The organism is Loktanella sp. R86503 (genome assembly GCF_042466455.1).
Classification (GTDB): Bacteria; Pseudomonadota; Alphaproteobacteria; order Rhodobacterales; family Rhodobacteraceae; genus Loktanella.
On sequence record NZ_JAXHCI010000002.1, the window covers coordinates 501,019 to 524,138 of the forward strand.

At 58.3% G+C, this 23,120-nt stretch carries 22 protein-coding genes; 9 read left to right on the forward strand and 13 right to left on the reverse strand.

Translation table 11 applies throughout. From position 1 onward, the window contains the following. Nucleotides 1–191: 191 nt before the first annotated feature. Entirely contained in the window at nt 192–1,277 is a 1,086-nt protein-coding gene (locus tag SJY10_RS03475) for an alpha-hydroxy-acid oxidizing protein (protein ID WP_386679650.1), read from the forward strand. Here SJY10_RS03475 and SJY10_RS03480 read toward each other — a convergent pair. The 5 genes from SJY10_RS03480 to SJY10_RS03500 form a co-directional block, all read right to left on the reverse strand. Continuing rightward, complete coding sequence (locus tag SJY10_RS03480) at nt 1,262–2,092, reverse strand: energy transducer TonB (protein WP_386679651.1); 831 nt, start codon at nt 2,090–2,092, stop codon at nt 1,262–1,264. The genes SJY10_RS03475 and SJY10_RS03480 overlap by 16 nt on opposite strands. Nucleotides 2,093–2,094: 2 nt before the next feature. Continuing rightward, entirely contained in the window at nt 2,095–2,550 is a 456-nt protein-coding gene (locus SJY10_RS03485; protein WP_386679652.1) for a biopolymer transporter ExbD, read from the reverse strand. 3 nt (nt 2,551–2,553) lie between these two features. After that, the gene (gene exbB, locus SJY10_RS03490) at nt 2,554–3,351 is read right to left on the reverse strand and encodes a tonB-system energizer ExbB (protein ID WP_386679653.1); all 798 of its coding nucleotides are present in this window, start codon (nt 3,349–3,351) and stop codon (nt 2,554–2,556) included. A gap of 3 nt (nt 3,352–3,354) precedes the next feature. Next, entirely contained in the window at nt 3,355–4,038 is a 684-nt protein-coding gene (locus tag SJY10_RS03495) for a Fe2+-dependent dioxygenase (RefSeq protein WP_386679654.1), read from the reverse strand. Between the two features lie 72 nt (nt 4,039–4,110). Then, the gene (locus tag SJY10_RS03500) at nt 4,111–6,621 is read right to left on the reverse strand and encodes a TonB-dependent receptor (protein WP_386679655.1); all 2,511 of its coding nucleotides are present in this window, start codon (nt 6,619–6,621) and stop codon (nt 4,111–4,113) included. A gap of 328 nt (nt 6,622–6,949) precedes the next feature. On the opposite strand from SJY10_RS03500, the gene SJY10_RS03505 reads away from it, so the two are divergent. The 3 genes from SJY10_RS03505 (at nt 6,950) to SJY10_RS03515 (ending at nt 8,759) form a co-directional block, all read left to right on the forward strand. Next, a complete protein-coding gene (locus tag SJY10_RS03505) occupies nt 6,950–7,885 on the forward strand; it encodes a LysR family transcriptional regulator (RefSeq protein WP_386679656.1) in 936 nt (311 codons plus the stop codon). Nucleotides 7,886–8,295: 410 nt separating this feature from the next. Then, nucleotides 8,296–8,484 (forward strand): hypothetical protein, encoded by a 189-nt coding sequence (locus tag SJY10_RS03510; protein ID WP_386679657.1) that lies wholly within the window; start codon nt 8,296–8,298, stop codon nt 8,482–8,484. A gap of 62 nt (nt 8,485–8,546) precedes the next feature. Next, entirely contained in the window at nt 8,547–8,759 is a 213-nt protein-coding gene (locus tag SJY10_RS03515; protein ID WP_386679658.1) for a hypothetical protein, read from the forward strand. A 69-nt stretch (nt 8,760–8,828) separates the two neighbouring features. Here SJY10_RS03515 and SJY10_RS03520 read toward each other — a convergent pair whose 3' ends face one another. Continuing rightward, nucleotides 8,829–9,506, reverse strand: a complete 678-nt coding sequence (locus tag SJY10_RS03520) for a GntR family transcriptional regulator (RefSeq protein WP_386679659.1) — start codon at nt 9,504–9,506, stop codon at nt 8,829–8,831. A 142-nt stretch (nt 9,507–9,648) separates the two neighbouring features. Between SJY10_RS03520 and uxaC the strand changes: the two genes are divergently transcribed. Genes uxaC through uxuA form a run of 5 tightly spaced genes read left to right on the forward strand, consistent with a single transcriptional unit; the run spans nt 9,649 to nt 15,234 of the window. After that, complete coding sequence (gene uxaC / locus SJY10_RS03525) at nt 9,649–11,055, forward strand: glucuronate isomerase (protein WP_386679660.1); 1,407 nt, start codon at nt 9,649–9,651, stop codon at nt 11,053–11,055. Nucleotides 11,056–11,086: 31 nt separating this feature from the next. Continuing rightward, nucleotides 11,087–11,911 (forward strand): 5-dehydro-4-deoxy-D-glucuronate isomerase, encoded by an 825-nt coding sequence (gene kduI, locus SJY10_RS03530; RefSeq protein WP_386679661.1) that lies wholly within the window; start codon nt 11,087–11,089, stop codon nt 11,909–11,911. Beyond that, complete coding sequence (gene kduD / locus SJY10_RS03535) at nt 11,908–12,648, forward strand: 2-dehydro-3-deoxy-D-gluconate 5-dehydrogenase KduD (RefSeq protein ID WP_386679663.1); 741 nt, start codon at nt 11,908–11,910, stop codon at nt 12,646–12,648. The genes kduI and kduD overlap by 4 nt, the downstream gene beginning before the upstream one ends. Then, complete coding sequence (locus SJY10_RS03540) at nt 12,638–14,059, forward strand: mannitol dehydrogenase family protein (protein ID WP_386679665.1); 1,422 nt, start codon at nt 12,638–12,640, stop codon at nt 14,057–14,059. Before kduD ends, SJY10_RS03540 begins: the two co-directional genes overlap by 11 nt. After that, complete coding sequence (gene uxuA / locus SJY10_RS03545) at nt 14,056–15,234, forward strand: mannonate dehydratase (protein ID WP_386679667.1); 1,179 nt, start codon at nt 14,056–14,058, stop codon at nt 15,232–15,234. The genes SJY10_RS03540 and uxuA overlap by 4 nt, the downstream gene beginning before the upstream one ends. Nucleotides 15,235–15,299: 65 nt before the next feature. Here uxuA and SJY10_RS03550 read toward each other — a convergent pair whose 3' ends face one another. The 7 genes from SJY10_RS03550 to SJY10_RS03580 form a co-directional block, all read right to left on the reverse strand. Beyond that, the gene (locus SJY10_RS03550) at nt 15,300–16,772 is read right to left on the reverse strand and encodes a mannitol dehydrogenase family protein (RefSeq protein WP_386679668.1); all 1,473 of its coding nucleotides are present in this window, start codon (nt 16,770–16,772) and stop codon (nt 15,300–15,302) included. 42 nt (nt 16,773–16,814) lie between these two features. Further along, nucleotides 16,815–17,585, reverse strand: coding sequence for an L-iditol 2-dehydrogenase (locus SJY10_RS03555; protein WP_386684480.1), 771 nt, complete (start codon nt 17,583–17,585; stop codon nt 16,815–16,817). After that, on the reverse strand, nt 17,585–18,589 hold the full coding sequence (locus SJY10_RS03560; RefSeq protein ID WP_386679670.1) for an ABC transporter ATP-binding protein: 1,005 nt from the start codon (nt 18,587–18,589) through the stop codon (nt 17,585–17,587). Before SJY10_RS03560 ends, SJY10_RS03555 begins: the two co-directional genes overlap by 1 nt. A 12-nt stretch (nt 18,590–18,601) precedes the next feature. Continuing rightward, nucleotides 18,602–19,432, reverse strand: coding sequence for a carbohydrate ABC transporter permease (locus SJY10_RS03565; protein WP_386679672.1), 831 nt, complete (start codon nt 19,430–19,432; stop codon nt 18,602–18,604). 13 nt (nt 19,433–19,445) lie between these two features. Next, nucleotides 19,446–20,312 carry a carbohydrate ABC transporter permease gene (locus SJY10_RS03570; protein WP_386679674.1) on the reverse strand — a complete coding sequence of 289 codons (867 nt, stop codon included), beginning with the start codon at nt 20,310–20,312 and terminating at the stop codon, nt 19,446–19,448. A 139-nt stretch (nt 20,313–20,451) separates the two neighbouring features. After that, the gene (locus tag SJY10_RS03575; RefSeq protein WP_386679676.1) at nt 20,452–21,765 is read right to left on the reverse strand and encodes an ABC transporter substrate-binding protein; all 1,314 of its coding nucleotides are present in this window, start codon (nt 21,763–21,765) and stop codon (nt 20,452–20,454) included. Between the two features lie 113 nt (nt 21,766–21,878). Then, nucleotides 21,879–22,916 (reverse strand): LacI family DNA-binding transcriptional regulator, encoded by a 1,038-nt coding sequence (locus SJY10_RS03580; RefSeq protein WP_386679677.1) that lies wholly within the window; start codon nt 22,914–22,916, stop codon nt 21,879–21,881. Nucleotides 22,917–23,120 lie beyond the last annotated feature (204 nt).

The window sequence follows — 23,120 nt, forward strand, 5'->3', positions numbered from 1 at the left end:
GCGGCTTTTCTAACGCAGGGTGCGTCTGACTGAACGCGGATAAGGTTTGGCCCTTTACGCCACGGTACACAGGTTTAGGCGCGTCGGACGCGTCTTAGCGTGTGCTTGAATAACTTACCTTTTCTGTCGGGCTTGAATGTGGCAAGCTTTACCGTGTCCGCAAGTCTGCGAACGATAACTTTGTGACAGCCATGACGGACCAACCTGCACTTCTTGAGACCTATCGCATATTGGCGGCAGAGCGTCTTGCGGCTGGGCCACTGGCATTTTTGAACGGCGGTTCGGGCGCTTGCGTCACGCAGCGCGCAAATCAAAGCGAATTTGACGATATCGCTATTTTGCCACGTGTGCTGCGGGACTTGCGCGGTGGCGGCACGGCGGTTCGTTTGTTTGCGCAGACACTTGAAGCACCGATATTGGTGGCGCCTGTCGCGTATCAAACGCTTTTCGCACCACAGGGTGAACCTGCCACGGCGATGGCGGCTGCCGCGCAAGGGGTGGGTATGGTGCTAAGCTGTCAGTCCGCCACGCCGATGGCAGTTGTCCAGCAAGTTGGAGAAGGGAATTTGGCCTGGTTCCAGCTATACTGGCAGGGCGCGGGGCGCGATGCGACAATGGATCTGGCGCAAGCCGCCGCCGATGCCGGCTTTGACGCCCTTGTTCTGACCGTCGATGCCCCCGTCAACGGCGTAAGGGACAGCGAGGTTGCATCCGGCTTTCGTTTGCCGCCGGGTATTGGTGCAGTCAATCTGGCCAATGCACCGCAGCCAAAGTTTGCCCCGCTGGAAACAGGCGAATCGCTGCTGTTCGACCGCGTCGCATCATGCTTGCCGACTTGGGAAGACGTTGCATGGCTTTGTGGCAACGCCCCGTTGCCTGTCGTTATAAAGGGGGTGCTGTCCCCTGCTGATGCAAGCCTTGCAGTTGCTGCAGGTGCGGGTGCCTTGGTTGTGTCAAACCACGGCGGCCGCGTGTTGGACGGGGTTCCCGCCGCTATAACGGCACTTCCTGCGATTGCTGACAAGGTGCAGGGCGCAATTCCGGTTTTGATGGACAGCGGCATTCGGCGCGGCAGCGACATTTTCAAGGCGCTGGCCTTGGGGGCAAGTGCCGTATTGGTCGGGCGTCCGGTCATGTGGGGGCTTGCTGTGAACGGCGCACAGGGCGCCAGTCACGTGTTGCGAATGCTGCGTGACGAGCTTGAGGTGACGATGATGCTTGCCGGTTGCCGCACGATTGCCGATATTTCGCGGGACTGCGTTCACCTGAACCGATAGTTGATCGGCACAATCATCGTAATACGATCTCGGCCCAAGTTCTGCGGCGGAGTAGGAAGCTTGTCCAGCCCATCCAGAACCGACAGCGCGGCATTGTCCAGCACGGGCCACCCCGACGATGTCTCGATCTCGCGGGCGACAACCGCGCCATAGGCATCTATGGTAAAGCGCACACGAACCTCGCCTTCGATCTTTTTGCTGCGCGCGGCGGCAGGATAGGCGCGGGCGGATGCGATGCGGACGACGACCGACTTTTGCCAGTCGGCAATCTGCGCCAGATCCTCTGCGGTCAACCCTTCTGATTGCGCTTGTGCGGTATCGCCCTGCTGGTCTGCGTCCGATCCGTTCACTGCGGCGTCCCGCGCATCGGCAGCGACGGCGCCGATGGCGCTTGGCTTCAGGATTTTATCCTCGTCAAAGGCGTTGGCAATCTCGGTTGCGACATGGTCGGTTTCCGCCGGAGGCTCCGGGCTGGCGACACCGAACTTCAGGCTGTCGTCGTCGACGTCGTAGGGGATCTGAGCCAACATCGGCTGTTCGTCCGCTTTGGCAGCTTCAACGACTTCAGGGCTTTCGGTAACGGTCGGGGCATCGACGGCTTCGGCGACAGCGGTGCTGGCTTCACCCACTTCTGCGGGCGCTGTGATGACGTCAGCCAGATCGAAAAGTATCGCGCCGGTCACGCCGGCTTGCTGTTCGATTGCCGCAGGCGCGCGCGCCACAAAGGGTGCTGTCAGGGCAACATGCACAGCAATGCTGCCCGCGATGGCCCCGGCCCAGATCACTGCGCCACCGTTGAAAGGGCTATAGATCATGCTCATTCTTCCGCACCGTGTGCGCCGGGCGCATCGGGAACGGCGTCCGCGTCAAGCCCGACAAGACCGACCTTAAGATATCCTTCGCCGCGGAGCTGGTTCATCACGCCAATCAGCTCGCCATAGGGAACCGATGTGTCTGCGCGCAGATAAAGTCGCTGGTCGCGGTCAAGCCTTGCGGCAATGCCAACCTCGGTAATCAGACTGGCTTTGGTTGTTGCGGTCTCGCCAACTGACAAGGACAGGTCTTCAGCGATTGTGATAAAGACCGGCTCGGACGGCCGTACAGGCGGGTCTGCGACCGCAACGGGTAGTTCGACGGGAATATCGACCGTGGATAACGGTGCGGCGACCATAAAGATGATCAGCAGCACGAGCATGACATCAATAAATGGGGTGATATTGATCTCTGCGTTTTCGGCCAGATCGCCATCGTGTTCGCCCAGCTTCGCCCCCATGATCTAAGCCGCCTTTGCGGCAAGGGTCGGGGTAACCGCGGCCCTGTCCAGATCGCGGGACAAAGTCCGCTGCACCAGCGTTGCCGCATCCGTTAGCATCACGCGATATCCCGTGATGGCCCGCGACAGAGTGTTATAGAAAATCACAGCAGGAATCGCGGCAACCAATCCCAAGGCCGTTGCCAGCAAGGCCTCTGCGATGCCAGGGGCGACGACAGCAAGGTTTGTAGTGTTCGTCTCGGCGATAGAGATGAAGCTGTTCATGATGCCCCAAACGGTGCCGAACAACCCGACAAAGGGCGCGACCGCGCCGACGTTTGCCAACACGCCGGTGCCAGCGGCCATGCGGCGTGCCGCGCCGGCCTCGACCCGCGTCAATGCCGATTCAGCGCGGTCCTTGATCCCTGCTGATTCCATTCCCGGTGCCGCGCGATCACGCTCTGCCACGGCGGCAGCGATCATTGCGGAAAGCGGGCCGCGACTGCGCGGCTGGTCCACGGTCATCGTCGCCAAAACATCCAACTGCCTGTAGCCCCGGCGCAGCCGTGCTCGCGCAACGGCAAGTGTCAGCAATTTGGCCATGAAAATGGCCCATGTCACAACCGAGGCGAACGCAAGCGCCACCATAACGGTTTTCACCACGACGTCGGCAGCCATGAACATCCCGACGGGGGACATGTGATCCTGACCGGCCGTCGCCAGCCAGTTTTGCAAATCACCCCAGGCAGGCACCTGGGCTTGCGCCGCAACCGGCACAGTCAAAAGAATGGAAAGAGAAGGCGTTAAGATCAGGTTACGCATTGCTTATACCTCTGACCACATGCGGATCATATTGTGATAGATGCCCGTCAGCCGGACAACTTCGGCATCGGTTGCATTAAGCCGATCTGCCAGCGCCTGAATGGTCTGGTCCATGTCGAACAGCATTGCGCGCTGTTCGTTTGACCGGATCATGCTTTGCAGCCAGAAAAAGGATGAAACCCGTGCGCCGCGGGTTACGGGGCGGACTTCGTGCAAGGATGTCGAAGGGTACAGAACCATATCGCCCGCATTCAGTTTGACCGCCTGTGTGCCGTAGTGATCCTCGATCACCAGTTCGCCGCCGTCGTATTCATCCGGCTCTGACAGGAACAGGGTCATCGAAAGGTCGGCGCGCAGCCTCTCCTGCGTCAGGGGCGATACGCGAATGGCATTATCGACATGAACGCCGAAGGTCTCTCCGGTTTCGTAGCGGTTGAACATGGGCGGCAGAATGCGCAGTGGCAAGGCGGCGGACAGAAACAGCGGGTGCTGCGTCAAGGCGCGCAATATTTCCTCGCCAAGGGCGCGGGCGTCGGGGCCGTCAACGGGAAGTTGCTGATTGCGTTTCACGCTTTGAGATTGCGCGCCGGCTGTCTGGCGACCGTCTTGCCAGGATGCGGCATCAAGGCGGGCGCGAATGGCCTGCACCTGCGCTGGATCCAGCACTTGCGGAATTGTAATCAACATTGTGTCTAACCTGTCGTTTGGAAAAGTGTGGCAGGGGCGGCCACATGGTCGCCCCCACCCATCAGGGCGTGCCTAGAATTTGAAATCAACGGCGGCCCAAAGCTCGCGCCCCGGCGCGACATAGGTGAACGGCTCTCCCGAACGATAGGCAGCATCGTAAACCGTCTTGTCGGTCAGGTTTGTCACGCCGAACCGCACGTCAGTGTTGTCCGTCACCGCATAGGACCCGACGAGGTCAAAGCTCCAGCTTTCAGGCAGGGTGTTGCCGTTGGCATAGACGCTGCCCAGATCGCGCTCTCCGATATAGTTTGACTGCAAGCCCAGCATCAGGTCGTCCGAGATGTCATAGGTGGCCAGCAGATTGAACTGCATGCTGGCAATGTTCGGAACGCTTTCACCAATCGCGTCAGGATCCTGACTTTCAAGCACCTCTGTATCCATGAAGACCAAGCCGCCATAAAGGCCGACCTTGTCGTGGACCTTGCCTGCGACACCCAGTTCCAGACCCTGCACCTGATACTTCAGGCTGTCGTAGGTGACCGAATTTCCGCGTCCACCGATGTCTTCGCGAGCGTTGTCTTTGGTCGTGCGGAACAGAGCTGCCGTCAAAAGCAGGTCATCGGCGTATTCGTATTTTACCCCGACCTCGATTGACGTGTTCAGCTCTGGCGCGAGTGCTGCGCCGCTGTCGTCAAGCCCGCCATAAAAACCACCGCCCGCAGCAATTTCCTGACCCATCGGATTGCTGGAAGTCGCAACGGCGCCGTACACGGTCAGCGGTTTCTGCGGCTTGTAGGTGACGCCGCCGTTCCAATTCCACATGGTGTCCGTGCGGCTAAGCGATGTCGACGCGCCATCGTCGTCGAAGCTATCGCGGTCGACTTCGTAGTGATCGACCCGCACGCCGCCATTTACGGCCCATTTGTCGGACAGTGTTACCGTATCCAGCAGATAGGCAGAAGTGGTGCGCACACGTGTTTCCGTGTGGCTGTCGGATAGCACAGCACTTTCGCCCGACCAGCAGCCGGCTGCAATGGGATCGGGGTTTGTCACACTAACCTGACAGGAGCTTCCGCCGCCCGGGGCCTGATAGTCCTCGCTCAGCAAGTTGTCGTATCCATAGGTGGATACGCGTTCCTCGCTCAGGTGCAGGCCTGCGACGTAGTTGTGACTGACACCGCCAAGGCTGGATGTGCCGGTCAGTTCCAATTCGTCCGCGATGACTTCCGTTTCCTGATAGCGGCTTTTGAAGCTCAGGTTCGCTGTCCAGTCGTCCGGATCGGTAGAGCCGTTATCGGCAACAGAGCTGGGTGCTGTCAGAATATAATCGTTGATCGAAGAAGACGTCCGCAGCGTGTTGGTCAGGGTCATGCCATTGCCCATGTCCCAGATCGCGCGGCCGGTCGCGACCTTGCTGCTGGCGTTCTGGTAATCGCGGCCTTCGACGCCATAAAAGGTGTCACGGTCCACGCCGAATTCAGTCACTGGCCCGGTCGGCAGGCCCGCTGTTGGCGCTGAATCGTCAACGGAAATGAACGGAACGCCCCAATCCGGCGTCTGTTCGATCCGTGTATAGGTATAATCGCCTTCCAGCGTAAACGTGTCCGACACCTTGTAGCGCACAGCGCCGGCAAGACCTTCGCGGTCGTCAATGACCGCTTCACGGCCCGCAACCTCGCCGTCTTGCAGCATACCGTTCAACCGGTAGGAAAACTTGTCATCGACGACGCGGTTGGCATCGATCGTAACACGCTTTGTGCCGGCGTCGGTCAGCATGGTGCTGACTTGGGTAAAATCGACATCCTGCGGCGTTTTGGTTGCGATGTTCAACGCGCCGCCTGTCGTGCCGCGGCCGCCGACTGTGCCGGACGGTCCTTTCAGGACTTCGACTTGTTCGGTGTTGAACGTCTCTCTTACGCCGGTGCCAGGATCGCGGACGCCATCAACATAGACGTCGTTGTTTGCCTTAAAGCCCCGGATATAAAGGTTGTCGCCAAAGGCATTGCCGCCTTCGCCAAAGCCAAGTGAAATGCCAGGGGTCGTTCGCGCAAGCTCGCGCACTGAGGTCGTGCCCGTCGTTTCCAGCGTTTCTTTTGTCACGGCAGTGACCGTGCGGGGCATGTCGCGCACTTCACCCGGTAGTTTGCTGTTCGAAAGCGTCTGCGCCCGCAAGCCTGCGTCCGGATCGGCGTAGGGGCTGTTTCCAGCGTTTGCCTTGGCAGCGGCTTCGGCTGCTGCCGTCGCAGCGGCCTGTGCATCAGCAGCAGCCTGCGCGCGGGCGGCATCCTGCGCAGCGCAAACGGGCTGACCTGTCAGTTCTGGTGTGCAGACTTGCGGTGCAACCGGTGCGGCGACAGGGCGGGGCGCAGCGGCCTGGCGCGGTGCCTGAACAGCGGGCGCTGGTGCTGGCGCGGCTTCGGTCGTTTCGACATCAACGGTCGGCAGCACGAAAATATCACTGTCTGCACCTTGCGCGGACGCCACGCCGGCGACGCACATTGCTGCCAGCGATGCTCCCCGCAAACCGATATTTCTTGCTTTTCCTGACCGCAGAACGGTCTTTGGCTGGCGCAATGATTGCATTTTTGATCCTCTTTCAAATAAATCCAGTCGAAACCCCATGTGGGCGTTTCGTATGCTTTGGCTGGCTTGAAGAGGGCAGGGCCCGGTGGCTGGCGGGAGCGGTTCCCATTAGGTGACATTTTTTGTCAGGTAAAGGGGGCGGGGTGCCGGAAAATCAATTTTTCATGATCCGCATCAGAATTGCGTCAATTTATGTGTGGGTTATCGTGATGATATCTAGCCTGAAATGCGAAGCCGGCGTTGTGGTCAGCGGCAGCAGCCTGACTGCCTCTGGCTACAAAACAAACAATGCTTTCTGGCTAAGCGTTCAGCCGCTATGACTGCGGCAATGGATATCACCCTACTTAAAACGTTTCTTGAAGTCAGCGCGACGGGGTCGTTCGTCGCGGCATCTGATCGTTTGTTTGTCACGCAATCCGCCGTATCCCTGCGGGTTCAACGGCTAGAGGATTCCTTGGGCAAACCGCTTTTCACGCGGTCTAAGGCAGGTGCCGAACTGACCGCCGCGGGGCGCGAATTTGAACGCTACGCCATGTCGATGATCCGCGTCTGGGAAGAGGCCCGGCAGCAAGTTGCCGTGCCAGAAGGTTTCAAACGTAGTCTTTCCATCGGCGCGCAATACTCGCTTTGGCCGCGGCTGGGCTTTCGTCTGATCGATCAGTTGCGGCAGAATATGCCGGATCTGAATGTCCGGGCAGAAATGGGAATGCCAGATCGTTTGACCCGGTTTCTGGTCGAAGGCGTCATGCACGTCGGCCTGATGTATATGCCCAACCTGCGCCCAGGCCTGATCGCCGAGGAAATCATTGAGGAAGAGCTAGTTCTGGCCGCGTCGTGGCCTGATCCTACGATGGATATGCAAGGGCGCTATGTCTTTGTGGATTGGGGGCCTGAATTCGTGACAGCCCACGCAATTGAGTTGCCAGAATTGAAAAATTCCGGGCTGACGTTGGCGCTTGGTGCGATGGCGGCCGACTTTGTAGTGAACCGCAAGGCTGCCGCCTATCTGCCTGCCCGCTACATCAAAAAATATCTCGACAGTGGGGAGCTTCACCTCGTCCCTGACGCGCCGCGGTTCCCTTATCCGGTATGGGCCGTCTGGCGCGATGATATGGATACAGAGCTCGCCGAAGGCGTAAAGGCGGCGCTCCTGCATGTCAGCCGCCAAGCCGAAGCGGACGGGGACGCCGTGCTGGCGCAGCTTGCAGACATCAGCGAAGATCATGAAGTCGACGTTCTGGGTGAACATAGTCGGGATGTATAGCTAAAACTCTTGTTAAGCCCGATTATTCTGAATTTTACTCATCCATCGGTCAGATGCTAAGTTCTCTTTGGCTTCGCTGCTTAGCGACGATCGAGTCGTGTGTGTGATCGAGTGGGGTCTAAGGGGGGGGCGCAAGTCCTTCCTCTTTGCTAGTAGGACGAAGCTAAAACGAGGGTAAACGATGTCTATCCATGACCGTGATCATCATCTGACCTGCGATACTGCGATTGATAGCGTCAAATCGGATTGCGCAGTCAACCGAAACGGCTGCGGTGCCCGTGCTGTTCGTCGTAAATACCGCGTGGTGCAGTGGGCCAGGCCGGCGCACCGCTGACTTAAGGCCGATATTCCGCCTATTTTGTCCAACTTAACGCGCGCTTTGCACATCCTTTTCAAGGGGTTTTCCACTCATGGCTTTCCTGAACTTTTCAAAATTTGCTTTAATCGTTTCCGTCATCACTGTGTCCGCGTGTTCGACCAGTGGCGTTGTGAACGGCGTCGTCGACACAACCGGCTATGTGACCAAAGCTGCTGTAAACGGCACCATCGGTGCCGGGAAAATGGTGGTGCGCGGTGTGACGGGGTCCGATTCGAAATAATCTGGTGCCATGAACTGGCGCTTATTCAAACTGTCTGTCGCTGGAAATGAAGGGCGAACAACATGATTGTCACCACGTCCATCAGTAAGGATCATTTCCGGCTTCACTTTCCAGGTGGCGTTGGTACAGCCTATCCCCTGTGCACGCTGCAAAGCAAATTAAAGCATTATCGCCGGATGGCCCGATTGCACCGGCATCCGTCCTATCAGGCCATCGCTATTGCATTGGAAGAGCTAACACTGTTGCTAGATAGCGGTGCCGAACCGGACGGTTGAAATCGTCAGCGGCTGATACGACTTTCACAGCCTCGAAATTATGTGCCGCTTTAGTCAGGCGGCTAAAATTCAAGTGCTGCGATCAGTAAACCATTCGTGGCTTTGCTGCTTCAGCTGCGCGATCAAGACCTCGATCCGCGTCAAATGAGCTGTCATCGCTTGCGCAGCAAGGTCGGCATCGCCGAATGATATGGCGGCCAGAATTGCGATATGCTCTGCCAATGCGCGTTTTTGCGATGTGGCATCAAGCGATAGCATACGCACCCGGTCCATGTGGGCCTTGTGGTCGCTGATGATCTCCCATGCAAACTCTACGTTTGCCAAAGCACAAATCCGCTGGTGAAACAGATCATCAAGAATGTGAAAGCGATGACGATCACCGTCGCTGATCGCCTGCCTTTGCTGAACAATCAACTGTTCGAGTGTCGCCAGCCCGTCGGCGTTTGCGGCGTGACACGCGGCGCGGCAGGTCTGGGTTTCCAGTGCGATCCGGATAAACCGCGACTTCAAAACGGCATCTTCCGAAATTAATGTGACCGTCGTGCCGCTTTGCGGACGGATGCTTAGAAATCCCAAATTGGCGAGGCGGCGAAAAGCTTCTCTGACGGGCTGGCGTGAAACGCCCAGTCTGCTTGCAACCTCTGCCTCTGATATTCGCGTGTTTGGGGGAAGTTCCAGCGACAGAATCTCTTGCTGCATCGTGTCAAATACACGGTCGGCGACGCTTTTGGGCGGATTAACGGTCATCTGATCTTGCGCGGCTCCCTACACTTGATCGGTTTTAGCATGCTAAACGGGGGTAAGGGCAACTGGGATATCAGTTGACGTTGGAAATCTGGTCTACTAGGATATTAGTTAAGGCGCTGCGCTGCGGGTGGGAGGATTCAAGTTGGCACTTTTGAATGACGATCGCCTTTTTCCGGCCGATCCATCGGTCCGAACGCGCGCGCGCGCGCTTTACGAAGGTGTGCGCGACCTTCCCATCATCAGCCCCCATGGCCATACCGACCCGCGCTGGTTTGCGGAAAACGGTGCATTCGCTAACCCTGCGGCATTGTTCGTGACACCTGACCACTATGTGTTCCGCATGCTTCATTCGCAGGGTGTATCGCTTGATGCGCTCGGTGTGCCGCGTGCGGATGGCACTGCCCCGGACGTGGACCCGCGCAGTGTCTGGCAGCTGTTTGCTGACCATTATCACCTGCTGCGCGGCACCCCGTCGCGGCTGTGGCTGGACCACGCCTTCAGTACTGTGTTTGACGTGCAGGAGCGATTGTCAAAGGACAATGCCAGCGCAATCTATGACCAGATTGACGCGGCATTGAAAACGGACGCCTTCCGCCCGCGTGCCCTGTTCGAGCGATTCAAGATCGAGGCGATATCGACAACGGAATCTGCCATAGACGATTTAAGATGGCACCGCATGATCCGCGATAGCGGCTGGGCGGGGCGTGTCGTGACCGCCTATCGCCCTGATGCCGTGATTGATCCGGAATATCCGGGCTTTGCCGATAACGTCGCAATACTTGGGCAAATGTCGGGTGAGGATACAACGACATGGATCGGCTATCTGGCGGCGCACCGTAATCGCCGCGCCTATTTCAAAGGTTTCGGTGCGACATCGACGGATCATGGTCATCCGACCGCCCGGACAGAAGATCTGCCACAGGACGTTGCAGCCGCCCTTTTCGACAAGGCGCTGGGCGGCAAATGCACCGCCGAAGAGGCAGACGCCTTTCGCGGCCACATGCTGACGGAAATGGCGCGGATGTCGCTGGATGATAGCCTTGTGATGCAGATTCATCCGGGGTCGTTCCGTAATCATTCTGACCGTATCTTTACCGGGTTTGGCCGCGACAAAGGTTACGATATTCCGACGCGCACCGATTATGTCCACGCGCTAAAGCCGCTGCTGGATGCCGTCGGTCACCGGACTGATCTGACCGTTATCCTGTTTACATTGGACGAATCCGCTTATGCGCGTGAACTGGCTCCGCTGGCTGGCGTCTATCCCTGTCTGCGCCTTGGTCCGCCATGGTGGTTTCATGACAGCCCAGAGGGGATGATGCGTTTTCGCCAGATGACGACAGAGACGGCGGGTTTTTACAATACTGTCGGCTTTAACGACGACACCCGCGCCTTCTGCTCTATTCCTGCGCGTCACGACGTGGCCCGCCGTGTTGATTGCGCCTTTCTGGCCAATCTGGTCGCGACGGGCCGTCTGGATGCGGATGAAGCGCCGGAACTTGCGCACGAGTTGGCCTATGGTCTGGCCAAGCGTGCCTACCGGCTTTGATTTTCACAATTCCTGAACCGAAAGATGAGACATGCTGAAAACCCAGACCCGATATGCCATTGATCCATCGACTGCCAAAACACTGGATACCGATCAGTTGCGTGATCATTTCCATGTCGACGGGCTTTTCGCAGAAGGCGAGATCAAGTTGGTTTATAGTCACTATGACCGGCTGATCCTCGGCTCTGCCGTCCCGGGCACAGGCACCTTGACGCTGGATCACGTCGCAGAGACCGGGACTGCGACATTTCTGGAACGGCGCGAGATGGCGGTCCTGAACGTCGGGGCGACCGGCCGTGTCACTGTCAGCGAAGAGGTCCATACACTGGAAAAGGGCGAAGTCATCTATATTGGGATGGGCGCAGGCCCCGTCGCCTTTGACGGGCCGGGTCGTTTCTATATCCTGTCAGCCCCTGCTCATCGGACCTGCCCGACACGGCTGATCAAGCTGTCCGACGCGCGCCGGGTTGAAATGGGATCACCAGAAGCTGCAAACGAACGCGTTATCCTGCAGTTTCTGCATCCCGAAGTCGCAGAGTCCTGCCAGCTTTTGATGGGGTACACTCAATTCGCAGAAGGCTCTGTCTGGAACACCATGCCGGCCCATACCCATGATCGCCGGATGGAAGCCTATATGTATTTTGATATGCCGGCCGATCGCCGCGTGTTCCATATCATGGGTGAGCCAACCCAAACCCGTCACATCGTCATGGCGAACGAAGAAGCGGTAATCAGCCCGCCATGGTCCGTCCATGCGGGCGCTGGCACCGGATCGTATACCTTCTGTTGGGCCATGGCGGGCGACAACGTGGACTTTACCGATATAGACATGGTCCCGATGGAGGCGCTGCGTTGAGCATGTTTTCACTTGCCGCAAAACGTGCGCTTGTCACCGGCGCAAACACAGGCATCGGCCAGGCCATCGCCGTCGGCCTGGCACAGGCAGGTGCCGAGGTGGTCTGCGCCGGGCGGCGCACATGCGATGAAACAGTCGCCATGATCACGGCCAACGGAGGCACAGCGCACAGCGTGGTGGTGGACTTTGCCGACCCGATGGCGGGGCAGGGGCTTTTCGCCCCGCAACAGATCGATATTCTGGTGAACAACGCCGGTATCATCCGCCGCAATGATGCGGTGGATTTTACGCAAAGCGATTGGGATGACGTCATGGACGTTAATCTAAAGGCGCTGTTTTTCACCACGCAGGCCTTTGCCAAAGCGGTGTTTGCCCGCAACGGACAAGGCCGCGTCGTCAATATTGCGTCATTGCTGTCATTTCAGGGTGGTATCCGGGTGCCAAGTTACACAGCGTCCAAGCATGGTGTTGCGGGGCTGACCAAGCTTTTGGCGAACGAATGGGCGGCCAAGGGGATCAACGTCAACGCGGTCGCGCCCGGCTATATCGAGACGAACAATACGGAAGCCCTGCGCGCGGACGAAGCTCGAAACGCTGCCATTCTGGACCGGATCCCCGCAGGTCGTTGGGGCGCTGCCTCTGATATTGCGGGTGCTGCGGTCTATTTGTGCACGCCTGCTGCGAACTATGTCCATGGTGCCATTTTGAACGTCGACGGGGGCTGGCTTGCCCGTTGACCGACTGAAACGTACCGTCGGCCAGCGCCCCGCAACAGGCATTGTCCATCTGGGGCTTGGCGCATTCTATCGCGCGTTTGGCTGTGTATACATCGCTGATGCGATGCAGGCCGCGGGGGGCGATTGGGGCATTGTCGGCGTCAGTCTGCGCAATCCAGACACCCGCGATGCGCTGGCGCCGCAGGACTGGGCCTATACGTCTGTGACGCTTGCACCGGACGGGCCGCAGACGCGCATGATTGATGTGCTTAACGGTGTGCTGGTCGCGCCGGAGGATCCGCAAGCCGTTCTGACCGCGATGTGTAATCCCGCGGTCCGCATCGTGTCTTTGACGGTTACGGAAAAAGGGTATTGCCACAATCCGGCGACAGGAACCTTGAATCCGGACCACCCCGATATCATCCACGACATCACCCATGGCCTGCCACGGTCGGCCCCCGGCTATCTGGTCCGGGCCTTACAGCAGCGCCGGGCCGCTGGCCTTGCGCCGTTTACCGTCCTGACCTGTGATAACCTTCCGCATAACGGTGCGCTTGTGCGCGGTGTTGTGCTTGATCTGGCGCGGCATATTGACCCCTCACTGGCAGAATGGATCGCTGAATTCGGGTGTTTTCCAGCCACGATGGTTGACCGCATCACGCCCGCGACGACGGCGCAAGATATTACGACTGTAGAGCAACTGACCGGCCGGCATGACGCTGCCCCCGTCATTCACGAACCATTCCGGCAGTGGGCTGTGCAGGATCATTTCGTAAACGGCGACCGCCCCGACCTAGCCAGTGCCGGTGTGCAAATGGTCCAGGATGTTGCTCCGTTCGAGGAAATGAAACTTCGGATGTTGAACGGCACGCATTCGGCGCTGGCTTACCTTGGTTATCTGGCCGGGCACGAAACTATTGCCGACACGGTGTCTGATCCTGATTTTGCGGCTTACGTCCGCCAATGCTGGGCAGAGATTGTTCCGACCGTCACAGCGCCGCCCGGCGTTGCGCTGACAGATTATGCCGATGAGCTTTTCGACCGCTATGCAAATCCGGCTATCCGGCATCGGACATGGCAGATCGCAATGGACGGCAGCCAAAAATTGCCGCAGCGTTGGCTGGGCACGCTGCGGGCGAACCTTGATGCTGGCCGCGACAGCCCGGCGCTTTGCCTCGCTGTGGCAGGGTGGATGCGATATGTGACCGGCATAGATGAGGCAGGACAGCCCATCGATGTGCGCGATCCTTTGGCGGATGTGCTGCGACATGCCGCGACGGATACGGCAACAGGGACCGTGTCGGCGCTGCTATCGCTTAGGGACGTCTTTCCTGCCGATCTGGCCCTGCAACTGGTAGGGCCGATCAGCACGGCAGCGGCGACGCTGTGGGCAAAGGGTGCGGCGAAAGCGGTGCAAGAGGTGACACGATGATCGAAAGCTGGCGTTGGTATGGTGATCTGGACGCGATCACCCTGGACGAGGTTGCCCAGACGGGGGCAAGCGGTATCGTCACGGCCCTGCACGAAATCCCATATGGCGAGGTTTGGGGCACCGATGCAATTGTCACCCGCAAGGCGCAGGTGACCCAAGCGGGATTTGATTGGGTCGTGGTCGAAAGCCTGCCAATCCACGAAAGCATAAAGCGGGGCACAGGTGATCTGGGGGCATTGTTCGCCAACTACCGGCAATCAATGGCCAATCTGGCAGCGCAGGGTGTCACCACAATTTGCTATAACTTCATGCCTTTGCTTGATTGGACCCGCACAGACCTGCATGCCCCTGTCAAAGGTGGCGGCACTTGCCTGCGCTTTGAAGCTGTCCGGATGGCGGCCTTCGAGGTGCATATGCTGGGCCGTGCTGAAGCCGAGGATGATTATCCGCCCGAAGTTCTGACCAAGGCGGCCATCTGGTTTCAAAGTGCTACCGCAGCAGAGCGCGAAGCGCTTCTGGCATCAATCATGGCTGGGATGCCCGGTGCCTTTGACCGCTACGACATTCCCGGCCTGCGCCGCGCATTGCAAGAATACGCCGGAATCGACCGCGCCGCGTTGCGGTCCAATTACAAAAGGTTTCTGAACGAAATTATACCCGCCGCTGCTGACCTTGGTCTGCGGTTTTGCGTTCATCCTGACGATCCTCCGCGCGATATCCTTGGTCTGCCACGCATTGTGTCAGACGAAATCGACATTGCATGGATCATGGACGCAGTTGATGTACCCGCGAATGGGCTGACACTGTGTTCCGGATCTCTTGGGGCAAATCCCGTGAATGATGTGCCCGCAATCGCCGCGCGCTTTGCGGATCGCATTCACTTTGCCCACCTGCGAAATGTGACAAAGGATCCTGACGGATCCTTTGAAGAGGCAGCGCATCTTGACGGGGATACGGATATGATTGCCCTGATCCAGGTGCTGCTGCAGGAAGAAAACCGCCGCCGCGCCGCAGGGCGCGCCGATCATGCGATCCCGTTTCGGCCGGATCACGGCCATCATATCCTGTCGGACCAGACCCGAAAGCTTATCCCCGGCTATCCGCTGATTGGCCGGATGCGTGGACTTGCTGAACTGCGCGGCGTCATGCGAGCGCTGGCCCACTCCGGGTCATAAAAGTAAAAGGCGGGCCCTGCGACAGGGCCCGCTTGTAGGGTTCGTCACGCTGCGCGTTACTGGCGTCAATCGGCAGCGGTGTAAGCTGTCAATGCGGCAACGGTGCCTGCCTCGTTGATCAAAAGCAGCCAGCGGCTGAATTCGGCAACGAAAGTTGCGTTCTGGCCAAGGTCGCCATAGATGCGTGTCTGAGCAAGCCAGCTTGCAGGGTTTGCTTTCGCATCCTTTGCTGCTGCCTGCAAAGCGTCCCAATACGGGTCGTTCGGCGCGATAACGGTTCCGTCTTCGCGCGTGCCTTCGCACATGCGGGCCCACAAGGCTTCGACCAGTGCCAGGCCAGACACAGAGGTTCCGGCTGCCAGCGCGTCACGGATGACCGGCAGGATGAAACCGGGGTGGCGCGATGAGCCGTCGAAAGCGACACGCCGCGTCGTATCGCGGATCTGGGCATTGGCAAAACGGCCGGCGATCAGGTCGACATAGGCTTCGGGTGTCATACCGGGGACGGCATGGACGTGAGGGACGATTTCCGTCAATTCGACCTTGCGGAAAAATGCATTGATGGCAGCATCTTCCATGCAGCCGTTGATCGTTTCCACACTCAGGATCTCTCCGGCGTTGGCAATGATCTGGTGGCCGGCATTCAGGCAGCGCAGCTTCATCGCCTCGTAGGCGTGAACATCGTCCGTCAGGGTCGCGCCAACCTTTTCCCATGCGGGGCGGCCTGCGCAGAACGCATCTTCGATGACCCACTGGCGAAAGTTTTCATGAGTGACGGGGACGTTGTCGGCCACACCAAATTCGCGGGCGAGGGCAAGCTCTGACGGGCCGGTGGCCGGTACGATGCAGTCAACCATCGCATTGGGAAAGGTGCAGTGCGTGTCAATCCAATCGGCCAGATCCGGATCCGACAGGCGCGCAAGGCCGATGATGGTCTGGCGCAAAATGTCGCCGTTACCCTGCAGGTTGTCGCAGGACTGGCAAGTGAATGGACCGGCACCTGCATCGCGCCGCGCACGCAAGGCAGCGATCATGGCACCAAAGGCGCTGCGCGGGGTGTCGGGGTTTGCTGCGTCATGCGCCATGTCAGCATGATCCGCGTCAAACTCGCCGGTTCCGGTCTGGTAATAACCGCCTTCGGTAACAGTCAGGGCCACAATGCGGATCGCAGGCTGGCTCATCGCGGCGATCAGGGGGGCGTTTCCCTCTTGTACGGGGACGAAATCAATCATGGACCCGGTGACTTCAGCCGATTTACCGGCCGGATCAAGTTCGATCAGCGTCGTCAGGCAGTCCTGCGCCAGCATCTTTTCACGCGATGTGGCATCTGCGGGGCGCACGCCGGCACCAATGATGGCCCAATCATGGGCAAGGCCCTGATCCATCAAGCGATGCAGATACCATGCCTGATGTGCGCGGTGAAAGTTGCCAAGTCCGATATGAACGATGCCGGGGGTCAGATCGCTGCGGGCATATGACGGAACGCGCACGTCAGCTGGCAGGTCGGACAGGGTGGAAAGGGACAAAGAGATGGCCATGATAGCGCTTTCAAAGGGGGGCTTGGGGTTGTGTGGTAGCGGTCAGCTCATCCACTGGCCGCCGTCGACATTATAGGTCTGCGATACGATGTAATCCGCGTCGGACGACGCGAGAAATACAGCCATGCCGGTCAGATCCGATGGCACAGCGAAACGGCCCGCAGGGACAGAGGCGGCAACTTCGGCCTTTTTCTGGCCCAGGGGCTTTCCTTCGAGAGTGGCGAACATGGAATCGACGTGGTCCCAATGGTCGCCGTCCACGACACCGGGGGCGATCGCGTTCACGTTGATACCGTGTTTGATCAGGTTCAGCCCGGCGGACTGGGTCATAGAGATGACAGCAGCCTTGGTCGAGCAATAGACCAGCACCAAAGGCTCTCCTCTGCGGCCCGCCTGTGATGCCATGTTGATGATTTTGCCGCCGTGACCTTGGGCAATCATCTGCTTTGCCGCAGCTTGCATCGTGAACAATGTGCCGGCGACGTTGACGGCATAAAGTTTGTCATAAGAGGCGCGGGTGATGTCGACGGTTTGCGCCGCATCAAAGAGGGCCGCATTATTGATGAGAATATCAAGTTTGCCCGCCTGCGCCACGACAGCGGCGATCGCGGCGTCGATGCTGGCTTGGTCGCTGACATCCAGCTGGACAGCGTAGGCACATTCACCAAGATCTGCCGCTGTCGCGCGTGCCGCATCAATGTTGATATCGGCAATCGCGACGGTGGCACCTTCGGCCAGGTAAGCCTCAGCAAACCCGCGGCCAATGCCGCGGGCTGATCCGGTGATCAAAGCTGATTTCCCAGCCAAACGCATCATGCGATCCGCAGGCCTTGGGCGTTAAAGCGGTGAATATGCTCTGCACGGGGCTCAAGGTGGATAGTGTCACCATGCTTCAAGCCGACTTCACCGCCTGCACGGACGGTCATCGGCTCTGACATCTCTGGGATATGGACATGGAAAAAGGTGTCCGAACCCAGATGCTCTGCCACGCCGACGCGGCCGGTAAAGGTGCCGCCGGATTCGACCACATCAAGGTGTTCGGGGCGGATACCGATAGTGGTCGCATTGTGCTTGTCAGCGATTGCGCCGGTCAGCAGATTCATCTTTGGGCTGCCGATAAAGCCGGCAACGAAGGTGTTACGCGGGGCTTTATACAGCTCCAGCGGGCTGCCGACCTGTTCGATGTTGCCAGCGCGCAGCACGACGATCTTGTCGGCCATGGTCATGGCTTCGACCTGATCGTGTGTCACATAGATCATCGTGGTTTTCAGGGTGCTGTGCAGCTCTGAAATCTCCATCCGCATGCCGACGCGCAGGGCCGCATCAAGGTTCGACAGTGGTTCGTCGAACAGGAATGCTGCAGGTTCACGCACGATGGCACGGCCAATGGCAACACGCTGGCGTTGACCGCCAGACAGCTGGCCGGGGCGACGGTCAAGGTAGTCGGTCAGGTTCAGCGCTTCTGCCGCTTTGGCAATGCGGCGATCCTGCTCGGCCTGATCCATGCCCGCCATTTTCATCGGGAAGGCGATGTTCTTGCGCACGGACATGTGGGGATACAGGGCATAGCTTTGAAAAACCATCGCCAGACCGCGCTTGGCGGGGGGCAGGTCGGTGGCAGGCTTGCCGTCGATGCGGATTTCGCCGCCTGTGACATCCTCTAGTCCGGCAATCAGACGCAGCAGCGTGGATTTACCGCAGCCCGAGGGGCCGACGAAGACGACAAATTCACCGTCTTCAATGGTCAGATCCAGCGGCGGAATGACTTCAACTTCGCCGAACTTCTTTTGCACTTTATCAAGTGTAATGCGTCCCATGGGTCTTCTCCCTTATTTCACAGCGCCGAAGGTCAGGCCCCGGACAAGTTGTTTCTGGCTGAACCAGCCCATGATGAGGATCGGTGCAATGGCCATGATCGAAGCAGCCGAGAGTTTGGCGTAGAACAGACCCTCTGGTGCCGAGAAGCTAGAGATGAACTTGGTCAGCGGGGCTGCGTTCACCGTTGTCAGAATGATCGTCCAGAACGCCTCGTTCCAGGCCAGGATGATGTTCAGCAGGATAGTCGATGCAATCCCCGGCACAGCCATGGGGGTCAGCACATAGATGATCTCGTTCTTCAGGCCGGCACCGTCCATGCGCGCGGCTTCCAGAATTTCACCCGGAATTTCGCGGAAATAGGTGTAAAGCATCCAGACGATGATCGGCAGGTTGATCAGCATCAGCACGACAATCAGCAGGATCCGGCTGTCCATCACGCCAAAGTACTTAGCAATCAGAACCAGCGGATAAAGCACGCCCACGGCCGGCAACATTTTGGTCGACAGCATCCAGAGCAGGACGTCCTTGGTTTTCTTGCCCGGCACAAAGGCCATGGCCCAAGCGGCAGGCACCGCAATGATGATACCCAGCAGGGTTGAGCCGACAGCGATAATGATCGAGTTCATCAGCGCCAGTGGATAGTTCGACCGTTCAAGCACATCGGAGTAATTCTGCGTCGTCCAGTCAAAAAAGAACCAGACGGGCGGGTCGGAAATTGCCGTGGCCTCTGATTTGAAGCTGGTCAGAAACGTCCACAGGATTGGAAAGAAGATCAGCAAGCCGATGCCCCAAGCCAGGGCGGTCCACATGATCTTTTTGCGATTTGTGATAGCGCGTGCCATGGTTGCGTTCCCTTCAGGTATCGAGGTTCTTGCCAACGATGCGCATCAGGAAGATGGCAACGATATTGGCAAGGATGACGGCGACGATTCCCCCGGCAGAGCCGAGACCGATGTTCTGGCTTTCCAGCACACGCTGATACACGAGGTAGGTCAGGGTGCGGGTGCCAAAGGCGCCGTTGGTAGTGACAAAGATTTCCGCAAAGATCGACAGCAGAAAGATCGTCTGGATCAGAACAACCACGGTGATTGCGCGGCTCAGGTGCGGCAAGATGATGTACCAGAACCGGGCATAACCGGGGGCACCGTCCATTTCGGCGGCTTCCAGCTGCTCGCTAGACAGCGATTGTACGGCAGTCAGTAGGATCAGCGTCGCGAAAGGCAGCCACTGCCACGCCACGATCACGACGATCGATAGCAGGGGTGATTGCGACAGAAAGTCGTAAGGCTGCGCGCCGAAAAATTCCCAAAGGTAGCTGAACAGACCGTTGTCGACGTTGAAGAACATGTTCTTCCACACCAGCGCAGACACGGTGGGCATGACAAAGAAGGGGGCGATCACAAGGATGCGCACGATCCCTTGGCCAAACATCGGCTGGTCTAGCAACAATGCCAGCGCAACGCCGCCGCCGATGGTGATCAGTAGGATGCCGGCCACCATTTGCAAGGTCACCATCACTGACGACAAGAACGACGACGAGGTCAGGAAAGACGCGTAGTTGCTGAAGCCGATCCAGGCATCAAACGTGCCGCGCATGGGGCGGTAGTCTGCAAACGAAAAATATAACGTCATGCAAAGCGGGACCAACATCCACACCAGCAGCACAAACACTGCTGGTGCGATCATAAGCCGCGCGGATGATTTTGAGTGTTCTGTCGCCATGACTGGCTCCTCCCGACAGTGAGCAGGGTTTTGCGCAGACCGCGCAAAAGCGCCCTGCGGAAAAGCCTACAACCATTAGTGTAATTATCAAAAGAAATCGGGGGCGAGCGAGCCGCCCCCGATCTTGGTGAAGCTGGGCTTAGTAGCCTGCGGCTTCCATTTCTTCGTTGGTCAGCGTCTGTGCGTTTGCCAGCGCTTCGTCAGCGGTCAGGTTGCCGGCCAAAGCGTCAGAGAACTGCTGGCCAACCTGCGTTGCAATGCCAGAGAATTCCGGGATCGCGACGAACTGAACGCCTGTGTAGGGCACTTCCTGAACGGACGGGTTGGACGGGTCAGCAGAGTTGATGCTGTCCAAGGTCATCTGTGCGAAAGGCGCGGCTTCCAGATACTCTGCATTCTCGTAGAGCGAGGTGCGTGTGCCCGGGGGAACGTTTGCCCAGCCTTCTTCACCAGCGACCAGCGCGGTGTAGGACTGACCGGTTGCCCAGCTGATGAAGTCCTTTGCAATGTCCTGCTTCTGAGAAGAGGCGGGGATTGCCAGCGACCATGCCCAGAGCCAGTTGCCGCGCTTGCCCAGACCGTTGTCGGGTGCCAGTGCGAAACCAACCTGATCGGCAACGGTGCTGTCAGCGCCGGTAACGAAGGACGCGGCAACAGTCGCGTCAATCCACATGCCGCACTTGCCCTGTTGGAACAGCGTCAGGTTTTCGTTGAAGCCGTTGTTTGCTGCACCGGCGGGGCCGGATTCGTTCATCATGTCGAGGTAGAACGTCAGCGTCTCTTTCCACTCAGGGCTGTCGAACTGGGCTTTCCAGTCCATGTCGAACCAGCGCGCGCCAAACGAGTTGGACATGGCGGTCAGAAAGGCCATGTTCTCGCCCCAGCCAGCCTTGCCGCGGGCACAGATGCCGTTGATGTCTGCGTCGCGGTCGGTCATGGCGGCAGCAGCTTCACGGATTTGCGTCCATGTCGGTGCGTCGGGCATTTCCAGGCCGGCAGCTTCCATCAGGTCCTTGCGGTACATAACCATCGAGGATTCGCCATAGAACGGCGCTGCATAAAGTGTGCCATCGACGGTCAGACCGTTGCGGATGGCGGGCAGCAGGTCGTCAGCGTTCCAATCATCGGCCATGCCTTCGTCCAGCGACACGAGCCAGTCGTTGTTGCCCCAGATCGGTGCTTCGTAGGTGCCGATTGTCATCACGTCGTACTGGCCACCGCCGGTCGAGATGTCGGTGGTCACGTTCTGGCGCAGAACGTTCTCTTCCAAGACAACCCAGTTGATTGTGTTGCCAGTCGCTTCTTCCCACTGCGGGGACAGCTTCTGCATCCGCACCATGTCGCCGTTGTTCACGGTCGCGATGGTGATTTCTTCTGCCATGGCAGCAGAAGCAAGGCCGGCAGCCAAGCCGAAGCCGACTGCGGTGGACATCAGGTTACGCTTTAAAGTCATGAAAAGGTTCCTCCCACGGATTTTTACATGCGTTAAACTTAGTGGGGGAAGCAACCTTGCGTCAATACAAAATTTCAAATTTGATCGCTGCAGCGCAGCAAACCTATCGGAACCTATGCAGACTCACGGATTTTCAGGATGCCATCCATCAGGTGAATGACCTGATTCTCTGCAATATTTTCGGCGCGTAACTTTTCCAAAAGTCGGTCCACCGCGGTCTGACCGATGGCCGTCACGTTCTGCGCGACAGTTGTCAGTGATGGCGTCGTGAAGGGGCAAAGCGGGTAGTCATCGTGCCCCGCGATTCGCAAACCGCCCTTGCGCTGCGCGCCAGGTTCCAGTCCGTGCTGTGCTGCTGCGCGCAACGCACCAATTGCGACCCGGTCATTCGCGCAGAGTATGGATGATTCGATCAGCTGCCCGCGGGCGAACATGTCGTCCAGCACGGCCAGGCCGTGCGCTTCAAAGTGGTCATGCTCGTGGTACAGGCGGGCCCCCACGATTTGCGGTTCGTGCCCAAGTTCGCGCATCTTTTCGATATATGCTGTTTCCCTTTCCAGTGCGTTAAAGTTGACGCGGGGCATAGCCAGAAACACCGGTGGCGGCCCGACGCGGCACAGATACTCTGTGATGGCACCAGTGCTTTGTCGGTGGTCGGACCCGATAAAATCAACGTCTTGCAGTGCTTTCGGACGCGAATCCATTAGGACAAAGGGCAAGCGTTCGTTCAGGCGCGCATAGACGTCCATATCGCTGTCGTCGCCCAGCGGTGCCACGATCGCGCCATCCACATTCATCGACAGGAATGTCTCGGCGGCCCGCTTTTCAAGCGCCGGATCAGCATGTGAACATTGGGTGATAACTGTATACCCCGCACGCAGCGACGCGGTTTCAATCGCTTCCAGCAGAAGGGTGAAAAACAAGTCGTTCAGATAGGGAATGATGACGCCGATCAGACCCGTCGATTTACGGTTCATGCGGGTGGCAAAAAAATTCGGCGTGTATTCAACCTTTTCCAAGCCATCAGCGATGCGCGCGACAGAGGATTTGCTGACCTTGGTGGGATCTTGAAAATAGCGCGACAGCGTTGGGCGTGAGACGCCAATTGCCTCGGCCAGTTCTTCCATCGTGTGAATTTTTGGCTTTGCCATCGCACATTGCTCCCCCCAGCTTACATCGCAGTTTTAGATACTACGTCAAAAAAACTAACAAGATCCAATGCTTTTATTTACACGCGTAAATAAAGATGCAATCTAGAGGCGGTGCTCTCTTACATGCGGGCGTTGTCCTGCAAAATTGACACCGCGCCAATGCGCTTTGTTTGGTGTTCGCCCTGCGGGCGACCTGCCGGTGTG